The organism is Flagellimonas onchidii, assembly GCF_004804315.1.
Taxonomy (GTDB): Bacteria; Bacteroidota; Bacteroidia; order Flavobacteriales; family Flavobacteriaceae; genus Flagellimonas; species Flagellimonas onchidii.
Genome location: NZ_SRXX01000004.1, coordinates 49961 through 70450 on the forward strand (window position 1 = coordinate 49961; position 20490 = coordinate 70450).

At 37.9% G+C, this 20490-nt stretch carries 14 protein-coding genes and 1 tRNA gene; 11 read left to right on the forward strand and 4 right to left on the reverse strand.

Features of this window, described 5'->3' with window-relative positions; all coding sequences use genetic code 11:
* The first annotated feature begins 119 nt into the window (after nucleotides 1–119).
* The 3 genes from E4661_RS05530 to E4661_RS05540 all read left to right on the forward strand — a co-directional run bounded on the left by E4661_RS05530 (nucleotide 120) and on the right by E4661_RS05540 (nucleotide 8636).
* A complete protein-coding gene (locus E4661_RS05530; RefSeq protein ID WP_136465834.1) occupies nucleotides 120–5588 on the forward strand; it encodes an alpha-2-macroglobulin family protein in 5469 nt (1822 codons plus the stop codon).
* Nucleotides 5589–5780: 192 nt separating this feature from the next.
* Nucleotides 5781–8150 carry a penicillin-binding protein 1C gene (gene pbpC, locus E4661_RS05535; protein ID WP_205728930.1) on the forward strand — a complete coding sequence of 790 codons (2370 nt, stop codon included), beginning with the start codon at nucleotides 5781–5783 and terminating at the stop codon, nucleotides 8148–8150.
* Nucleotides 8151–8219: 69 nt separating this feature from the next.
* A complete protein-coding gene (locus E4661_RS05540; protein WP_136465836.1) occupies nucleotides 8220–8636 on the forward strand; it encodes a hypothetical protein in 417 nt (138 codons plus the stop codon).
* A gap of 58 nt (nucleotides 8637–8694) precedes the next feature.
* Here E4661_RS05540 and E4661_RS05545 read toward each other — a convergent pair whose 3' ends face one another.
* Both E4661_RS05545 and der read right to left on the reverse strand, forming a co-directional pair.
* A complete protein-coding gene (locus E4661_RS05545) occupies nucleotides 8695–11466 on the reverse strand; it encodes an outer membrane beta-barrel protein (RefSeq protein WP_136465837.1) in 2772 nt (923 codons plus the stop codon).
* A 132-nt stretch (nucleotides 11467–11598) separates the two neighbouring features.
* A complete protein-coding gene (der, locus tag E4661_RS05550; RefSeq protein WP_136465838.1) occupies nucleotides 11599–12900 on the reverse strand; it encodes a ribosome biogenesis GTPase Der in 1302 nt (433 codons plus the stop codon).
* An 80-nt stretch (nucleotides 12901–12980) separates the two neighbouring features.
* Here der and E4661_RS05555 point away from each other — a divergent pair, with 80 nt between their 5' ends.
* On the forward strand, nucleotides 12981–13484 hold the full coding sequence (locus E4661_RS05555) for a GTP-binding protein (protein ID WP_136465839.1): 504 nt from the start codon (nucleotides 12981–12983) through the stop codon (nucleotides 13482–13484).
* Between the two features lie 4 nt (nucleotides 13485–13488).
* Here the strand turns inward: E4661_RS05555 and era are convergent, their stop codons facing one another.
* Nucleotides 13489–14373 (reverse strand): GTPase Era, encoded by an 885-nt coding sequence (gene era / locus E4661_RS05560; RefSeq protein ID WP_136465840.1) that lies wholly within the window; start codon nucleotides 14371–14373, stop codon nucleotides 13489–13491.
* On the reverse strand, nucleotides 14360–15727 hold the full coding sequence (locus E4661_RS05565; protein WP_136465841.1) for an alanine/glycine:cation symporter family protein: 1368 nt from the start codon (nucleotides 15725–15727) through the stop codon (nucleotides 14360–14362). The genes era and E4661_RS05565 overlap by 14 nt, the downstream gene beginning before the upstream one ends.
* A 112-nt stretch (nucleotides 15728–15839) precedes the next feature.
* On the opposite strand from E4661_RS05565, the gene E4661_RS05570 reads away from it, so the two are divergent.
* The 7 genes from E4661_RS05570 (at nucleotide 15840) to E4661_RS05600 (ending at nucleotide 20482) form a co-directional block, all read left to right on the forward strand.
* Nucleotides 15840–15912 (forward strand) — tRNA-Met (locus E4661_RS05570).
* A 228-nt stretch (nucleotides 15913–16140) separates the two neighbouring features.
* Nucleotides 16141–16809: a response regulator transcription factor gene (locus E4661_RS05575; RefSeq protein ID WP_136465842.1), complete on the forward strand. Its 669-nt coding sequence runs from the start codon at nucleotides 16141–16143 to the stop codon at nucleotides 16807–16809.
* Between the two features lie 683 nt (nucleotides 16810–17492).
* A complete protein-coding gene (locus E4661_RS05580) occupies nucleotides 17493–17768 on the forward strand; it encodes a hypothetical protein (RefSeq protein ID WP_136465843.1) in 276 nt (91 codons plus the stop codon).
* A gap of 114 nt (nucleotides 17769–17882) precedes the next feature.
* Nucleotides 17883–18734 carry a M48 family metalloprotease gene (locus tag E4661_RS05585; protein ID WP_136465844.1) on the forward strand — a complete coding sequence of 284 codons (852 nt, stop codon included), beginning with the start codon at nucleotides 17883–17885 and terminating at the stop codon, nucleotides 18732–18734.
* Nucleotides 18731–19258: a stage II sporulation protein M gene (locus E4661_RS05590; RefSeq protein WP_136465845.1), complete on the forward strand. Its 528-nt coding sequence runs from the start codon at nucleotides 18731–18733 to the stop codon at nucleotides 19256–19258. Before E4661_RS05585 ends, E4661_RS05590 begins: the two co-directional genes overlap by 4 nt.
* Before the next feature lie 5 nt (nucleotides 19259–19263).
* Entirely contained in the window at nucleotides 19264–19845 is a 582-nt protein-coding gene (locus tag E4661_RS05595; RefSeq protein ID WP_136465846.1) for a hypothetical protein, read from the forward strand.
* 82 nt (nucleotides 19846–19927) lie between these two features.
* Nucleotides 19928–20482, forward strand: a complete 555-nt coding sequence (locus E4661_RS05600) for a hypothetical protein (RefSeq protein ID WP_136465847.1) — start codon at nucleotides 19928–19930, stop codon at nucleotides 20480–20482.
* Nucleotides 20483–20490 lie beyond the last annotated feature (8 nt).

Genomic DNA, 20490 nt, shown 5'->3' on the forward strand with positions numbered 1-20490 from the left:
ATCCATAACGCTCATCCGTAAATTATAACAAGCCATTCATCAACTCAAAACGCCCCATCATCCATTTTTCATCTATCTTGTCCGTGGTTAAAATCACGTATAACTTAATACCGTTTTGTATGTCTCGAATCTTCCGAATTTTAGTTCTTTCAATCATTCTTCTTGCTGTTTCCTGTAAAAAAAAAGCTCCTGAATCAGAAATAGACAATCTATTCAAATTCAAGGATTATATAAGTTACCATACCAAAGGAGATCAAAGTGTTTCAGGGTTTGTTCATATTATGCTTGTACAGCAACTGGAACAGTTTGATCTTACCCAGGAGCTTCCTTCAGAATACATAAAAATATCCCCAAAAGTTGAAGGCAAACTCGCCATCGAAAATGGTAGGGAACTTGTTTTTCAACCTTCGGAACATCTAAAACCGGATACAGAGTATGTGGTAACACTTTCGCTCAACAAACTTTTTGAGGAGATTGATTCCGAATACAAAGAATTCACTTTTAGTTTTAAAACTATTGCCCCAAACTTTAAAATCAATTTGGATGACCTGCAATCGTACAGCAAAAACTGGCAATACCTCTCTGGATATCTTACAGCTTCAGATCTTTTGGATGCTAGTAAAATAACAGGAATCATTTCAGTAAAACAGGGTGATAAAGAAATTCCTGTAAAATGGAGCAATACGGAAGAAGATGCCCAATTTTTCAATTTTAGGATTGATAGTATACCTCGTTTAGACGACGACAGTGAACTCAACATTGTTTGGAGTGGAAAAAGTCTAGGCATCGACAACCAAGGAGAAGAAAACTATACTATCCCCGGACTGAACAAATTTGTGGTGATAGATTCCAAGACCACCTCATCGCCCAATGCCGTGCTTACCTTGAATTTTTCAGAACCGCTAAAGAAAAATCAAAACCTTAAAGGGCTTGTTACTATTGAAAATAACCAAAATCTGCGTTATGAAATTGATGGGAACCTATTAAAGGTTTATCCTTCAAACCGAATTATCGGCGAAGCCAGAGTAACGGTTCATCAAGGCATTAAAAGTGAATATGGTTTTAGCCTGAAAAACGAATTTTCAGAATTGGTCTCCTTTGAGCAGTTAAAACCTGCCGTACGGCTTATTTCCAAAGGAACCATACTGCCCAACGCCGCATCCACACCCATTTATTTTGAAACGGTTAATCTTTCCGCCGTTGAAGTTCGTGTCACTCAGATTTATGAAAACAATATGTTGCAGTATTTGCAGGTAAATAACCTAAAACAAGAATACGACAACGAAATTGTACGGGTTGGCAAAAGGGTCGCCTATAAAGTAATCCCTTTAACAGAAAATGGAGATACAAACACCAGCTATTGGAAGGCCCATGCCCTAAACCTTTCAGAACTGATTAAGGTAAGCCCAGGGGCATTGTACCAAATTGATTTCAATTTTGAAAAGGAACACACCACTTACCAATGTGAGGACCAGGAAGACCTTGAAGATAATGATTATTGGGAAAACAGAGACAATCCCTGCCATAATGGGTATTATTACTATCTAGATGATGTATCAACAAATCTGTTGGGCAGCGATTTGGGATTGATTATCAAAAAAGGGAACAACCAATCGTACCATTTTGCAACGACCAATTTGCTTACTACAAGTCCCGAAGCCAATACCACCATAAGGTTATATGACTACCAACAACAACTGATTGGTCAGGCAATTACGGATGAAAACGGTTTGGGATTATTTGATGGTGAAGAAACACCTTTCTTTGCCATCGCACAAAAGAACAATAATTTTGCTTATGCAAAACTGGAAGACGGCCATGCCCTTTCTTTAAGTAAGTTTGATGTCTCAGGAGAGACCTTACAGCGTGGTCTGCAAGGGTTTATGTATACCGAACGTGGTGTTCATCGTCCTGGTGACACCGTACATTTGACCTTTGTACTGGATGACAAAAACAATCCCATTCCTGACGATCACCCGGTTAATTTGGAAGTAAGGGATGCCCGTGGCAAATTGGTCCAAAGAAATGTCCTCAAAAAAGACCCTGTGCAAATTGAGGGCAGTCTTTATGCCAAAAAAGAGAAGAACTTTTATTATTTCCCTATCCCCACAAAACCCGAAGCCTCGACCGGCGATTGGAATGCCAAAATTGTGGTTGGAGGAGCTGTATACAACAAAAGCATAAAGATTGCCACCATAAAACCCAATCGACTTAAAATGGAGTTTTCCTTTGATGATGAAAATCTAAAAGCCGACGAGGTTAACAAAGGTGAACTCAAGGTAAAATGGTTACATGGAGCCCCCGCACGCAATCTTAAGGTTTCTATCAAAGGTGCAATACAGAACAGTTATTCCACATTCCCAAAATATAAAAATTATAAATTCCGAGATCCTGTACGATCCTTCAGTGCGGTTGAAAATGTATTTATTGAATCCTCTTTGGATGAAAATGGGGTGCTTGATTTCAATGAAGAAATCAATGTTAACGAAAATGCTCCAGGAATGCTCCAAGCCACTTTTATCACCAAGGTTTTTGAAGACGGTGGTGACTTTTCTATCGATGTATTCTCTAAAAAACTGGCACCCTACACCCATTTTGTAGGGTTACAATCTCCAAAACCGCACCGTTATGGCTCGTTTTTAACCGATGAAAACACTGAATTCGATGTGGTCAGCGTGAATGCAGGTGGAAAAGCCGTGGGTAATCGAAAACTGAAAGTTCAAATCTTTAAGATTGAATGGCGTTGGTGGTGGAACCGGGGTCGAGACAATCTATCCCGCTACGAAAATGCCACAGTCCACAGACCATACAAAGAAATGTCGGTAACCACGGGAAGCAATGGCAAGGGTAGTTTTAAAGTGAACATTCCCAACGATGATGGAGGTCGCTTTTTAATTCGGGTGATTGATGAAGCTTCTGGACACGCCACGGGACGCACCACTTATTTCTATAGAGATTGGTGGAGAAGACCCGCCTCAGGCGATTCAGAAAGTTCAAAAATCCTTCTCTTTTCAGCAAACAAGGAAAAATACCAACTGGGTGAAGAAGCATTGGTCACTTTTCCATCCAATAGAGGTGGAAGAGCACTGATAAGTATCGAAAACGGTTCAGAAGTGTTGTCCCAGCAGTGGGTTGAAACCTCGGCAAAAGAAACTACCGCCAAAATTCCAATTACCGCCGAAATGGCACCCAATGCCTATATCAACATTTCGTTATTACAGCCTCACGGGCAAGTGGCAAACGACCTTCCAATTCGCTTGTACGGAGTGGTCCCGCTTTTGGTCGAAAATCCGGCCTCACGTCTAAAGCCCCAACTTCAAATGCCCGATGTAATAGAACCTGAAACTTCGTTCGATGTAAAAGTATCCGAAACCAATAATAAACCCATGACCTATAGTTTGGCTGTTGTGGACGAAGGACTGCTCGACCTAACACGATTTAAGACACCGGATATTCACAGCGCATTTTATGCCAGACAGGCTTTGGGCGTAAAGACTTTCGATATTTTTGATGATGTCATGGGCGCCTATTCTGTGAGTGTAGGCAATATTTATGAAATCGGTGGTGGGGAAGAAGCCGGTGACGGTTCTAAAAACAGAAAAGCACAACGGTTTAAACCGGTTGTAAGCTATTTAGGCCCGTTCACTTTAAAAGCAGGTGAAAAAGCGTCCCATACCATAAAAATGCCCAATTATGTTGGCTCTGTTCGCACCATGCTGGTTGCTGGGAACCAAAATAGCGCCTATGGCAATGCGGAGAAGGCAACTCCTGTTCGAAAACCGTTGATGGTCTTGACTTCCCTACCCAGAAAACTGTCGCCCGGAGAGAAAGTAACCATTCCGGTTACTGTGTTTGCCATGGAAAAAAAGGTTAAGAACGTAAAAGTTTCCATTAAGGCAGGCAAAGCATTCGAGCCCATCGGCGCGACTTCCAAAAACATCACTTTTAATGCCGTTGGTGATCAAATAGTGAATTTTGACTTTAAGGTGAACCCTACAAAGTCCTTTCAAACCATAAAAGTTACCGCATCTGGAGCAGGGGAAAAAGCCACCAATGAAATTGAAATCGATGTGGAAAATCCAAATCCCATCACCTCAAAAAGCACCTTGTACACCTTGGAGGCAAATCAATCTGAACCCATAGTATTGGAACCTTTTGGAACATCGGGAACCAACACTGCCACCATCGAATTTTCGACCTTGCCCCCCATGGATTTTTCCAAACGGTTGTCATACCTGATTAGATACCCGCATGGCTGCGTGGAACAGACCACATCTTCGGCATTTCCGCAATTATTTTTGAATGATGTACTCGACATTACTTCCAACAAGAAAGAGAGAGCAGAAAAAAATATTAAGGCCGCCATTAGAAGGTTAAACAATTTCCAAACCTCAGGAGGTGGCTTAAGCTACTGGCCAGGTGGCAAAGAACCCAATGCATGGGGAACTTCATATGCAGGTCACTTTATGTTGGAAGCCAAACAAAAAGGATATCAATTGCCGTTGACCTTTTTAAGCAACTGGTTGCGCTATCAGAAAAATGAGGCTAAACAGTGGAGAAAAGCTTCTACTTATAATGATGATATCACCCAAGCCTACCGCTTATATACTTTGGCCTTGGCTCAACAACCAGAATTGGCAGCGATGAACCGCCTTCGTGAGTCAAAAAATCTGAGCAATGAAGCCAAGTGGCGTTTGGCAGCAGCTTATGCCCTAGTGGGGAAAAAGGAGGTAGCCAAAAAACTGATTCAAATTGCCAATATCGATTTTCAGCCAAATTCTTATAATTATAGAACCTATGGTTCTGTATTCCGTAACAGAGCCATGGCTTTAGAAACATTGGTTATTTTAGAAGACTCCCAACAACGTGAGCTAGCTGTTTCTTTGGCAAAAAACTTGTCTTCACAACGCTGGTACAGTACGCAAGAAACTGCCTACGCCCTTTTGTCCATGGCAAAAATGGTGACCCAAAACGGTGGTAAGTCGTTGGACCTTACCTTCACAAATAATGGAAAAGAAGTCACTGTAAAAACAGACAGGGCCATTGCGCAGCGAGACTTAGTGATATCTTCCGCTAAAGAGCAAATTCAGGTTAAAAACAACCAGAACAATATTATTTATGCCACTTTGGCGCAAAGTGGGAAGCTTCCCGTTGGTCAAGAGTTGGCCCAAGCACAAAATCTGAGGCTTTCAGTTGATTATGTGAATGCCCTTGGAAACCGTATTGATGTTTCTGAATTGCGACAAGGAACCGAGTTACAAGCCAAGGTTACCGTGTTTAATAGCTCCAACGATTATATCGACAATTTGGCACTAACCCAAATTGTGCCTAGTGGGTGGGAAATTGTGAATACATCATATGCTGGAACCTCGGATTTCAATTCCAACAAAACTGATTATATTGATGTTCGTGATGACCGCACAAATCTCTATTTTGATTTAGATTCCAAAAAGTCCAAGACATTTTATATAGCACTCAACGCTTCATTCTTGGGGGATTACTATTTGCCAGGATTACAGGTTGAAGCCATGTATGATGACAACTATTATGCCCGTAATAAAGGAAAATGGATTAAAGTGATAAAGTAATTATTTAAACAAGAAAGTGGAATTCTCCTTACAATTAGATGTCATTCCGAATGAGATACGAAGAGGAATCTCAATAACAATGGGATTTCTCATCACTCGTTCCTCGCTCTATCGAAATGACAAGATGCTCTAAAAAGTTCATAGCAACCAAATAGCCACAATAAAATTCTAAGGTCAATCTCAAGACAAATGATGAAATGGGCGCTGACATTCAAAAGAATAGTGTTAAAACACAAGATTAAATTCTCTGTATTGGTGCTGTTATTTTTAGTATGGTTCTTCTGTCTACCCAAGGTCTTGTTTGAAGACCCTACTTCCACAGTGGTTTCTAGCTCGGATAGAGTTTTAATTGGGGCTAGAATCGCCGATGACGGACAATGGCGTTTTCCTGAAATGGATTCTATTCCCGAACGTTTCAAACAGAGTGTATTGCTGTTTGAGGATGAATATTTCTATAAACATCCCGGATTCAATCCTATTTCCATTTTTAATGCCATAAAACACAATCTGACCAAAGAAACCCGTAGAGGTGGAAGTACCATTACCCAACAAGTGATACGACTAAGTCGGAAAAACAAATCACGTACTTATTTTGAAAAAATCATTGAACTCTTTTTGGCAACACGGCTTGAGTTCAGATACTCTAAGAAAGGAATTTTAAAATTATATGCTTCCCATACCCCTTATGGTGGAAATGTAGTGGGGCTAGAGACAGCTTCTTGGCGCTACTTTGGTATTCCTGCACATGAATTGAGTTGGGGACAATCGGCCACTTTAGCTGTCTTGCCCAATGCTCCTTCTCTAATTTTTCCTGGACGAAACGAACAGATTTTGCTGGAAAAGCGGAATCGTCTACTAAAAAAACTATGGGACAAAAAACACATTGACCAAACCACATATGAACTTGCCATTTTAGAACCCCTGCCCCAAAAACCACAAGCTTTGCCCAACATTGCACCTCATTTAATCGAACGGATTAAACAGGAACATCCAGGAGAACGGATTCACACATCCATTGATAGACACCTGCAGCGGCAGGTCAATAGGTTGGCGGAGCGTTATTACGACCAACTTAAAAACAATGAAATCTATAATTTATCCATTTTGGTCTTGGATGTAGAAACTAGAAAGGTGCTTTGCTATGTGGGTAATTCTTCCACGACACGCGAACATGGCAATTATGTGGACGTTATCACCAAAAAGAGAAGTACGGGAAGCACTTTGAAGCCCTTCCTATTTGCTTCATTGCTTCATGAAGGTCAATTATTGCCCAACAGCTTGGTCAAAGATATTCCAACCGTAATCAATGGGTACAACCCTAAAAACTTCAACAAACAACACACCGGTGCGGTATCCGCCAGCAGGGCACTTTCCCGTTCTTTAAATGTTCCTGCAGTTCGGTTATTACGGCAATACGGACTTCAAAAATTCTATAACAAACTGCACAAAATGAACCTAAAGTCGTTGGATAGGCCTGCCAGCCACTATGGGTTATCACTTATATTGGGAGGTGCCGAAAGCTCTTTATGGGATATTACCAAAACGTATGCTTCGGCAGCATCTACTTTGAACCACTTTTTATCCCATTCCAGCACCTACCGCTCCAACGAATTTACAGAACCCACGTACTTGAAAGATGGTGAAATTAATTTTGGCAAAGAACAATTTGAGTCATCCATTTTGAATGCGGGATCACTTTATCACACTTTTAAATCCTTGCAAGAAGTGAATCGCCCCGAGGAAGATGAAAACTGGCAGTTTTTTGATTCTTCGCAACCCATCGCCTGGAAAACGGGAACTAGTTTTGGGTTTAAAGACGCTTGGGCAGTGGGAGCAACCCCAAAGTATGCCATAGGGGTTTGGGTAGGAAATGCCGATGGTGAAGGCAGACCCGGCCTCACCGGAGTTACTGCGGCAGCACCCCTCTTTTTTGATGTTTTGGATGCATTGCCCCAGAGTGGTTGGTTTCAAGAACCTTTTGATGATCTTACGGAATTAGAGGTTTGCAAAGAAAGTGGGTTTATAGCTTCCCTGTTTTGTGACAATACCCAAAAAGAATTGCTTCCTTTAAAAGGAAGCAGAAGCAAGCAGTGTCCCTATCACCATCAAATATTTTTGGATAAAACGGAGAAATTCAGGGTAAATTCCGGTTGTTATCCTTTGGCAGATATGGTACAAAAAAGCTGGTTTAGCTTGCCTCCCGTTATGGAGCATTACTATACTCATTACAACCCTAATTATAAAAGTTCACCTCCCTTTTTGGAGGGTTGTTATGCCGAGGAAAGGCAGTTAATGGAATTTGTTTTTCCAAAAAAGAACGAGACTATTCTTTTACCACGGGATTTAGGGCAGGCCTCGAAGGAAATCATATTTAAATTGGCACATCAACAACCCGAAAGCACCGTACATTGGTATCTGGATGAAACCTATCTAGGATCCACCACCAACTTTCACGAAATGATTCGGGAAACACCAATTGGGGATTATCACCTTACCGCTGTTGATGACGAGGGCAACAGGATACAGCAAAATTTAAAGGTGCAAATGGCTTCGGAGGATTAACTAATATATCTAAGTTTTTCACCTTCTCATAATGACTGTAGATACTGAAACATATAATACCCAATAGACATGTCATTAAAAAACATAAAAAAGAGTGTTGTTATCAGCTTACTTGCTGCTTTATTTGGAGCTATCCAAATGTATTGGTTTCTTCCGAGCGGCTTGTCTTGCTTTGATGCAAAAAGTGGAATAATAGAAGCTATTGAGATTTTAATGCCTATTCAATTTATTGCAACCATGATCATTTGTGTGGTTTTTCAAAAAAGAACTCGTTTCTATGTTTTAATCGCTTTTTTATGTGCTTTTTGGTTTTTAATAAACAAACATGAATTTACATTTAGACATGCTTGTTGGTCTACATTTTTGGACTCCGAGATTTTATATTACACTTTTTTTGAATCCATTTACCCAATAATTGTTTGTTTGAGTGCCTTTATATTGAGTTATGTTATTTTGGATCAATCTAAAATAATAGACTCGTCATGAGTTTAACTATTCAAAAACAAGAGACTTCCGTTTTAGTGGGAATGACATATCAAATCATTTAAAAGCCAAATCTACTGGGTTTGGATTTTTTTCCACCAAACTGGTCGAATTTATATGTAAAACTGGTCATAAAATAGCGCTGTAACACCGTTCCTTGAAAGTCTTGAATAAAATCTTCACCTGTGGTTCTTCTGGTATTGATGTTCTGGTTTAAGATATCGTACCCCAATACTTTTAATGTGGCTTTCTTTTTCATCATTTGCAAACCAATGCTCATGTTCCAGAAAATGGCATCTTTATCAAAGCCTTCACCTACATTTCCGTTGTAGTTATAACCAATATCATTGCCCCACACCACATTCTTGGGCCAATATGTGGTGGTTTTTAACTTAAGGTTGTGTGACGTGAAATTAATGTCGGACAGATGATCCAAATTATATCTCGTGGAATTCAGCGAGATGGAATATTCAGGTTCAAGGGTGATCAACTCTTTGAAATTGAAAAGTGTACTTATTCTAGGGGTAATCGTAAATCGCTTAGCTTCCAAACGATCTCCATTATTGAACCCTACATTTTTTTGAATATTAAAATTTGGCCTAAAATTAAATCGAACGGTTAGCGTACTATCCTTTTTTAGTTCTTTGGAATACCCCATACCTCCGTAATGGTTATAATTTCCATCGACGTTGACGTAGCGAGTGGTTCTGATAAAGTTTTCATCCGTAGTGGTTGTTGGCGATACCCGGTCATCTGTATATGACAAGCCCATATAAACAAATAATCCTATCTTTTCCCTCCAATTGTAATTGTTGTAGTTAAAATAGACCCTACGGTTTATAGAAGGCCTTAGATTTGGGTTACCTATTATAATGTTGAGCGGGTTGTTAATATTGGGAACCGGTTGAAGTTCATTTATCTGCGGAACATTCAACCCCGTTCTTAAGCCCATGCTCAATCTTTTATTGCGACCAATGGTGTATCTAAATGAAGAATTTACTAACAGATTGTTGTAGTTCTTGGCAAAAGAACTGTTCTGTAAAAAATCAGTATTGGCCAAATCAGTATTAGTGTAACGTGCAGTAATATTAATATTTAGCTTGTCCGTTCTGGTTCTAAAGCTTAACGAAGGCGTGTTCTGGGCATTGGTGAATTTAAAATCCGAGCTAAGTGCCTGGTTGAAATCTGAATATCTTCCGGTTGCATCATCAAAATCAAAAACATTTCTAGCATTCTCCCTTTTGCTATTATTGTACAAATAGCCGAATTCCATTGAAAAAACTTTTGAAAGCGCCAATCGATAGGTTCCCTCAAGACGATAAGAATCAATTGAATTGTCCACAGCTGTCTGCTGGTTCAAAGATTCGGTCACGGGGTTATCACCAAAAACATTGGTTTCCGAATTAAAGTCCGCATTACTTTTTTCTTTCGAGTTATCATTGCTGAACGATAGCCTCAAAAAGCTTCCAATTGTATCCAGCTTTTTAAGAATACTGAGGTTATTGGTAAAACTGCGGTTCATTCGGTTGTTTTTGTTCAAAACGCTGTTTGTATTTATTACATCACCTAAATCATCAGTAGATATTGTCCTTCTGGCCGTTTCAGAGTCTGTATGGGTGACGCCCAATTGTGGCTGAATCGAAACCCGTAAAGTCTTGTCAATATCAAATTCCAGATTGGCACCCCCTTGATTTGAATTTGTTGTACCGTTAAAATCTGAGTCGGTTTCTGTAAAAAAGCTTCCGGTATTCAAAATGTTTTCCCGAAGCGTTTTTTCATCGTTAAAAGAATCACTCAAAGCCATAAAATAGTTGGCATCGGTTCTGTAGGCACCTTTTTTTTGATTTGCATAGCTAGCCCCTATGTTGGAAGAGGTGACAATTCCCTGTCCGAAACCAAAAGAAAGCCCCCCTACCGAAAAACCACCTTGATTGTTCATTGAGATTCCTCTTCTAGAACTTCTTCCGACCATATCGTAAATCTCATCAAAAGAGAAACCTGCATTGTTTATATTATTGCTTCCAGCTATGACACTGACCCGTTCTTGATCCCTGAAATAATTAAGAAGTCCATTGGCCTGATATCTTTCGTCGGTACCATACCCTGCCGATACTCTTCCCAAATATCCCTTATTCTTATCCTCTTTGATGGTAAGATTTATAGTTTTTGTATCGCCATCCCCTTCCTCACCGGTAAACTCTTGGGTCTTGGTTTTAGTATCCAAAATTTGGATTTTATCAATCACTTCCTTTGGAAGGCTTTTTGTGGCCACTTTAGGATCCTTGCTAAAGAATACTTGGCCGTTCACCAGAACTTTGTCGACTTCCTTTCCATTGGAAGTTATTTTTCCGTCACTATCTACTTCGACTCCCGGGAGTCTTTTTAAAACATCTTCAACAGTAGCATCGGGACGGGTTTTAAAGGAGCTTGCGTTAAATTCTAGGGTATCGTTTTTGATCTTTATAGGTATACGATCGCCGGTAACGTACACACCTTTGAGCTGTTGTACCTGCTCATTTAACTTAATCTCCCCTAAATCCAGATTTCTTTTTGGAGAAAGCTTCATTTTCAAGGTCTCATATCCTGTGAAGGAAAAGAAAACATTAATTTCCTTTAGCCTTGTCTTTCCCTCAATAACAAAAAAACCTTTGGCATCGGAAACAGAATAGGTTATTAGGGTACTGTCTTTAATGGTTTCGGCATATACTGTGGTGCCTTCCAACACTGACCCGGTATTGGCATCGACAATTTTTCCCTTGATATTAAAGTTTTGTGCTTGAGAAACTGAAAAAATAAATACTGTTCCCAGAATCGTCAACAGAACTTTCCGCATGTAGTAGTTTTGGTTATGGTTTTGATTGATGAATAACTCGTCGCAAAGTATATTATGTCATCAAAAACCAATCCAACCTTAACATAACTTTAATCTAAAAAATGCTAAACTCATCAAAATGCTAGTTTATTGTTACTTTTTTCGCATGAAGATGGTTATAGGTACACCACTGAAATCAAAATTTTCCCTAAGCTTGTTTTCCAAAAAGCGCTTATAAGGGTCTCTTACATATTGTGGTAGATTGCAGAAAAAAGCGAATTGAGGATGTTGTGTGGGTAGTTGGGTGCAGAATTTAATCTTAACAAATTTTCCTTTATAGGCTGGTGGTGGGGTATGCTCAATGATGGGAAGCATTATATCGTTGAGTTTTCGGGTCACTATCTTCTTTGAGCGGTTTTTATACACCTCGACTGCAGTTTCAATTGCCTTGAATATCCGTTGTTTAGTAAGTACAGATATAAAAAGAATTGGAACATCGTCAAATGGCTCAATGCTCTTTTTGATTTTAGCCTCATAATCACGTACAGAGTTGGTCTCTTTTTCCACCAAATCCCATTTATTTACCAAAATAACAACACCTTTGTTGTTCCGCTGCGCCAGCCAGAAAATATTTTGTACTTGGCCATCAAAACCACGGGTTGCGTCCAATAATAAGATACAAACATCACAATGTTCAATGGCCCTAACGGAACGCATCACGGAGTAAAACTCCAAGTCTTCCTTGACCTTGGCTTTTCTTCGTATTCCAGCAGTATCCACCAAGTTGAACTCAAACCCAAAGCGATTGTATTTGGTATCGATACTGTCCCGTGTAGTTCCGGCAATATCAGTAACTATGTACCTATCTTCACCTATGAGTGCATTGATAAAGGACGATTTCCCAGCATTGGGACGACCAACCACTGCGAATCGAGGTAAGTCACTTTCTTCCTCTTCGGCCTCGGGAAGCACTTCTGCCAAGGCATCCAAAAGTTCTCCTGTCCCACTACCATTGATACTGGACAGGGTATAATACTCCCCCAATCCTAAAGCATAGAATTCTACAGCATCAGCTTCCCGTTGGGCATTGTCTACTTTGTTCACCGCCAGGAAAACAGGTTTGTCTACTTTTCGAAGCAATCGGGATACATCCTCGTCCATTCCAGTAACACCTGATTCCACGTCCACCATAAAAATAATGGCATCTGCTTCTTCAATAGCCAGTTCTACCTGTTTATCAATCTCTTGTTCAAAGATATCATCACTACCAACCACATATCCCCCGGTATCGATTAACGAAAATTCCTTTCCGTTCCAATCACTCTTGCCATAGTGGCGATCGCGGGTAACTCCACTCACCGCGTCGACAATTGCTTCGCGACGTTGAATCAATCGGTTAAAAAAAGTGGATTTCCCTACGTTTGGTCTTCCAACAATGGCTACAATGGCGCCCATCAGCATTAAATTTTGGCAAAAATACCATTATTTATGAAGAAAAAATGATACCTTTTTTCATCAATGTCAACCATTTATTTATGAGCGATTTAACCAATGAAATTGTTTTACGACCCCGATTTGAGCTATCCCTAAACACTGAGTTAGACCGGCTAAAGCAAATTTTTGATGATTGTTCCGAGGATCCATTTATGGTAAAACGCTTAGATGAACACATCTATATCCGATTCAAAAAAAAGAGCACTACTTTTTGGACTCCCCAACTTCATTTGGAGCTTACTTCTTTTGAAAAAGGTGTAAGTAAAATTCATGGTGTTTTTGGTCCCAACCCTACGCTCTGGACATTTTTTATGTTTTTACACTTTGGTGTTGGAACGCTATTCTTGATTCTTGCTGCTTTTGCCTATTCCAATTATTCTTTGGGCAAGGATATTACATTATGGATTGTAGGAATGGTGTTTTTGATAATTGTATGGTTCTCTCTTTACGCCTTTGGAAGAATGGGAAAAGAAAAGGGAAAACCTCAAATGGAACAACTCAAAACCTATCTACGGAAATTAGTATCAGATTTTAAAAGGGTTTAGAGCTTTAGTTATTGTATCCAAAGCGTCTTAGCTGACGAGAATTACTCCGCCAGTTTTTGTTCACCTTGACATAGAGCTCAATATGCACTTGTTTATCAAAGAATTTCTCCAAATCTTTTCGTGCCTCCATTCCAACTCTTTTCAATGCGCTTCCCTTGTGGCCAATGATAATTCCTTTTTGGGTGTCGCGCTCAACCATTATCACAGAACGGATACGGATAATATCTTTATCCTCAATAAATTCTTCCGTTTCCACCTCAACCGCATAGGGAATCTCTTTTTTGTAATGCAGTAGTATTTTTTCCCGAATGGTTTCATTGACGAAAAATCGTTCTGGTTTATCTGTTAATTGATCTTTGGGGTAATATGGTGGTCCTTCCGGTAACAGTTCTAAAATCCGTTCAAAAACTTCTTTTACGTTGAAGTTTTCCAATGCTGAAACAGGGTGTATTTCCGCCTTGGGAAGCAAGCTTTGCCAATGCTGAATCTGCTCCTCCAAAACCTGCTGTTCGGAAGTATCTATTTTATTGAGCAACAATAACACCGGTATTTTACTATTTTCTATTTTTTTAAAGAAGGCTTCGTCCTTCAACCCCTTTTCCCCTATTTCGACCATGTAAAGCAATACATCGGCATCTTCAAAGGCTGACTTTACAAAATCCATCATGGAGGTCTGCAACTCATAAGCAGGCTTGATGATTCCCGGGGTATCAGACAATATCACCTGAAAATCATCACCATTGACAATCCCCAAAATTCGATGTCGGGTCGTCTGCGCTTTTGAGGTGATTATGGAAAGCTTCTCTCCCACAAAGGCATTCATCAAAGTTGATTTACCCACATTGGGGTTGCCAATTATGTTTACAAATCCTGCTTTATGCTTTTCCATCCCTAAGTTTTGAGAAATATTCCTTGGCCGCCTTGTTCACTTTGGGTGCCAACAACAATACTGCAATCATGTTGGGAATTACCATTAGTGCATAAGCCAAATCAATCAAGTTAATGACTAAATCTACCGAGGCCACCGCTGCAAAAACAATAGTGGCCACAAAATACCAGTTGTAGTATTTCCCAATCTTAGCGTTGGTTAAGAAAGAAAGGCATTTTACCCCATAATATGAATAGGTAAACAAGGTGGACAGTGCAAAGGCTGATACTATTATCATCAAGAGTACATCTCCATAGCCGAACAAAGACTTCTTAAAGGCAATTAATGTCATTAAAATTCCATTGCTTTCCGCCTCCAAATAAGCTCCACTCAGAATAATTACAATAGCCGTTAGTGTACAAACAATTATTGTATCGATAAAAGGACCCAACATAGCCACCAAACCCTCTTGAATTGGTTCATCAGTTTTGGACTGACCATGGTACATAGGTGCACTTCCCAGTCCTGCCTCATTGGAGAACATCGCGCGACGCACACCTAGGATCACTAATCCCCAAAAACCACCTTTGACCATGGTTTCAAAATTAAAAGCCTCAGTAATAATTAGTTTTAACGAAGGAAAAATCCCAGACGCATTGTTTACAATCACGACTAAAACCGCAATAAAATAAACCAAAACCATAATGGGAACTATTGCCGAAGCCACTTTGGCTATTTTTTTTAACCCTCCAAAAATAACGAATGAGGTAATTACTGCTAAAACAATACCAACAATCAATTTCCAATTAAAATCTCCCAGCAAGGCCAAACTCTCATTAGGATTTACCACATTCATAAAAGTTTGGGTAAACTGATTGGCGGTAAATACACCTAAAAAGCCAAAAAGGCCAGCGATACAGAAAAAAGTAGCTAAGGGTTTGGCCTTTTTTCCAATTCCTTGGGTAATATAGAACATAGGGCCGCCCTGTAATTTATCATCAGAATCTGTACCTCTAAACATTATGGACAAACTACATGAATAAAACTTGATGCACATTCCAATCAATGCCGTGACCCATATCCAAAATACTACTCCAGGTCCACCCATATAAATGGCAATGGCCACACCTGAGATATTACCCAATCCCACTGTGGCCGCAACTGCCGCTGACAGTGCTTGTAAATGGCTCACATCTCCTTTGGCCCCTTCCGAATCGTATTTACCTGAAGTAATAGCTATGGCATGACCGAAATATCGATAGGGTAAAAACCTAGATTGAAAAACAAGAAATATGCCTCCACCAATTAAAAGTATTAGCATTGCCCATTCTGTATAGGGCAACATTTCGGATAAAAAGTTGTTGATAGCTTCCATAAAGTAAAATCCGAATTTATGGATTTCAACCGGACTTGACCAAAAGGATTACGTGAATATGGATTATTATTTGGAAATAAACAAAAAACGGTTGTATATTTGCTGTCCACATCGCGGGATAGAGCAGTAGGTAGCTCGTCGGGCTCATAACCCGAAGGTCACTGGTTCGAGTCCAGTTCCCGCTACTAGTAAAAAAAGGGTTTCAAGAGATTGAAGCCCTTTTTTTATCTCTTATGTGAAACATATGTGAAACAATTAGTAGTATTCTACGTTAGATGCTATATACGTAAAATAAAAAAGTAGAAATGTTGTTTTCTTAGTTTACTTCTAATGATTTACGTATTCTTTAATAGGAAATGATGTAATTATTTATGACTTTAGACAACTATTTAGTTTTGCCAAACTACTAGTAAATGAAAAACACCAATATACTCATTGTTGAGGATGAACCATTGTTGTGCAACTATTATAAGATGGTTTTGAATGAAATAAAGGACTATAATTTCAATATTTGTACTATTCATTCTTTTACTACAGCTAAACAAAAAATCCAAACTTTTCAGAAATCCGATTTCAAACTAGATTTGGCTATTCTAGATTTAAGACTACGTGACTTAGAAACCAAAACAGTTAACGATGGGCAAGATTTGGGTCTATTTATTAGAAAAATCATGCCCGGCACAAGAATCATTTTCATTACATCAATAGTAAGCCATTTGCGCTTTTACGATATTTTTCAATTTGTCAATCCAGAAGGTTTTGTAATCAAAGATGAGCTTGAAAATCAAGGTAAGCTTACTTTTATGATATGTGAGATCCTTAACGATGGGGCATATTATAGTAAAACAGTAGCTCGCTTTCTCAAGGAACAAGCAAACGGAATGCTTCAATTAGACCAAACGGATCGTATATTGTTGAATCTACTTGCCCAAGGCATCAAAACAAAAAACCTCACCGAACATCTTAATCTATCATTATCTACAATAGAGAAACGAAAACAAAATATTGTCAAAGTTTTTAAATTGTCCAATACCGACAATGAAAATCTCTTGCAAAAAGCTCGTGAAAAAATGATTATCTAACTCACCATAAAATCTTTTTTTTAAATCCAATTGTGTTTTATTAAAAATCCAGATTCAAACTTGCACACTTAAATTATAATATTAATTATTTTTAGTTTCTGATATGGAAATTATAGCTGTATCCAACTGATTATTAAATATTTATATGTTGTATGAATTTGATTTAACAACCCTTTTACTTTTCTCAAATCTTAATAATAAAGGAAACTCGTCACAAAAAAATCAATTCCCCATGAGTTTTTCTTAAAAACCACTTCAGTTTTTACTTTAATTCATGTATAGCAGTTCCCAAAAAATGGTTTGAAGCACGATATGATTCAATTATCAGTTTGATTATTATATAGTTGTAATCCATTGGTCACTTCGGGAGTTAATGGGCAAGAGAAATAAATTGTAAAATAAGAAAACTAGTTTTTCTATGACCATGCCATTTTAATAATCAGTAATCATTGCCTACATTATCATGGACTTTGTAAATATTCTTTTTCTATTTGAAATTTTCAAATCATTAGAGAAACTTGACAAGTAATTGTTTCATTAATTACCTGCCAATTCTGGTTTTCCCGTATTTTTTTTACGGATTAATTTTTGATTTAGTTTTGATCTCTCTCTAATTTTCCTCGCGTTTTTATAGGAGAAAATCGAAAATCCTTCAATAGAGTAGATAGTATTAAACAGTTTTTATGAAGACAAAAAAATCTTTTTTAGGCTTATTAGCAGTAGGAATACTGCTGTTTTCCGCACAATCTGTACGCCAAACTTCAGAAGCTCAGGTTGGCTCTTGGTTGGCTAGTCAGGTAACCGAAAACACTCATTTACAAAGAGGTGCTGCGGCTGCCACTGGGGTTGCTGCTGGTATGGCAGGCAGATGGGCTGGAGCAAAAGTTGGAGCCTTAATTGGCTCATCAATTGCCCCTGGAATTGGAACTGCCATAGGTGCTGGTATAGGAGCACTTTAAAACGGCTCTTGAAAAGGAAGGACTAAAAAAGTCCTTCCTTTTTAATTTCAAAAAGATAACTTGAACTCCTAGTTCGTCAATTGATTAAAAAATACTAAACAAGGATTTTTTTATATGAAAACGGTAGCTATATCTGTTTCACTAAGCGCCCTATATATTCTGGTAAATCTGTTTATTTTTTTCTTTTCAAAGGGAAAGCTCAAAAGTCCAGATATTATTAATAGAAAGATTATTCTAGCCGATTTGGCCATACTTTCAATACTCTTTTACTTTATAATTTTTGCCTTAGAGTATTTTTCAGAATTAAAGTTGAATACTATCTATTTTAACGTTTTTGTATTTGTTATTTTGTCCGTTATTCCTGCTTATTGGTTTTCTATTCAACCCATACTTATTATTAGAGGAAAAGGGCTTTATAAAATGCCTTTGATTGAGCAAAAATATCAAGATATCCTTGGAAAATACAAATTGTTTGTGACCAATGAAAATTTTAAAAATGCATATGCTTTAGGAGTTCTCCGGTTTACGCAAGCTGTTATAATAAGCAAAGATTTGATAGAAGATATGGGTGAAAATAATCTTGGAGCTCTAATTGCCCATGAAGTAGGACACCATAAAAAAAAGCATTTACTTAAACTTTACCTAGTAACTCTATTTGTTTTTTTAGTTGGATATACAACTTCTTTTTACACCGATTTAGTTATAGATAAATACCCAACTTACGTTCATCTTATTAGAGGTTTTCACGGCGCATTGTTTTATGGGTTGTTCATGTGGATGTTGACAACTAAAGCACAAAAAAAACACGAATACGAAGCGGATGGTTATGCAGCATCCGTGGTTGGAAAAGAAAGTATAATAACATGCTTAGAAAAATTAGATGAACTTTCTGACGGAAGTGTAGCAAAAGGCGGTCCAACTCACCCTCCTTTATCTAAAAGGATTGAACACATTCACAGTTTATGAAGGAGCGCAAATTCTTTATTTGTGTCGGAATTGCCTTTTGGTTGATTGGTGCTTTAAGTTCAACTTTATCGTATAATCTGCCAAAAAAACAAGATGACCTTAACCCAAATACAAGTAATAAACCCACCGATAAAATTGTGATTTTTGAGCAAGAGCACAATTATCAAAATATTTTGCTTACCAATTTACAAGTAGGACTTTTAATTTCAATAGGAGGTCTTTTAAGCGGGGGAATCATCTCAGCAATTATTTTTGTCTGGAATGGCTATATTCTTTCAGAAATCATCAATAATTGTATATCACTAGAAATGCCATATTCAAAAATCCTGTATGGCTTATTACACAGTCCAACAGAGATAATCAGTCTACTTTTGTTTGGAAGTATTGGGTTTAAAGGCTTTACTATTCTTAAAACAATATTAAAAGGTGAAATGTTAATCTTGAGTTTGTTACCCAAATTATCAAGTTTTTTTTTGCCAATAATTCTGCTTGTTTTTTCAGCAATAATAGAAACTAACCTATAAGCCATATGCCAAGAAAATCTTTATCCGAAATTGTGAAAACAATATTGATTTTCGGATTAACGTCTTTAGTTTGTGGTGCAGCAAAAAACCATTTAATACTAAATTTTTTTAATGATGACGTAAAGAACATTGCAACTTTTGCTAGTTACACAACTATGTTAATTAGTTTGCTTGTTTCCTGTATAGTTTTGGGATTAATCGCCCTAGTTTGCATATTGATGTTCGATGCCATTAAATTTTCTGAAATTTTTACAGGCTCAATTGAGTTGAATGAATTTTCCAAATCTTATCAAAATTTTATTTACGTTTTGATGTCAGGAGAGTTTATTAAAGTGTTTTTAGTTGTATTTTACCTTAGCAAAGAATTACCCGATATTGACATTGACACTACATTCCAAAGTCAACTTTATAATACGGACTGGTTTTTTTACAATAGTGTCTCCGAATTATTCATACTGTTCCTAGCAAACATAGTATTCATTATATCATTTAGAGATATAACCAAAGGATATAGAGTTTTTGGAATTTTTTTATTGAGCTTAACGATTGGTGTCACAACATATATCTCCAATACTTCTTGGTTTTAAAATGAGGAAGAGACTTCATTCGCAATTTTATATATCTCAAAAATATATAGACCAAAACTAACACCCAACAAATTTTGTTACCATGATAAATATAAAAAAGTTAATAAATCAAATCTTCATAACGGCAATTGTGATATTAATTATCGGAATCATTAAAGCAGAAATCATATTAAATTCTGCGACGCTGGACAATTCAAACTTGGTTAGGATTGGGTCATATACCACTTTGGGAATCGGCACCTTTTTTTTCAGCATACTTCTCATTTTGTCTGTATCCGCCTCACATCTAATATCCGGGATATTTAAAGAAAAAGCTGCAACTCTAAAAGCTTTTAAAAGAGCTTCAACTGTATTGATTTATACTTTCTTGGTTGGAGAACTATCTAAATTTATTATAACGGTAATATATTCAACTAAAATCAAGAACATCTCATCTGAAGTTGAGCTTGTTTCAATAATAGGCAATGAGTCATCTTTTAAGTTCTTAAACAGCCTGAGTGATATTCTTTTTGCCTCAATAGGAATTATTCTTTTTATTCTTATCCTTAAAAAAAATGATGAAAACCTAAACTATTCTAGAAGTATCGCCTATGCCACACCTTTTGTGTTCTGTTTCTTAGTAATGCATTTTGTTTAAACAACATT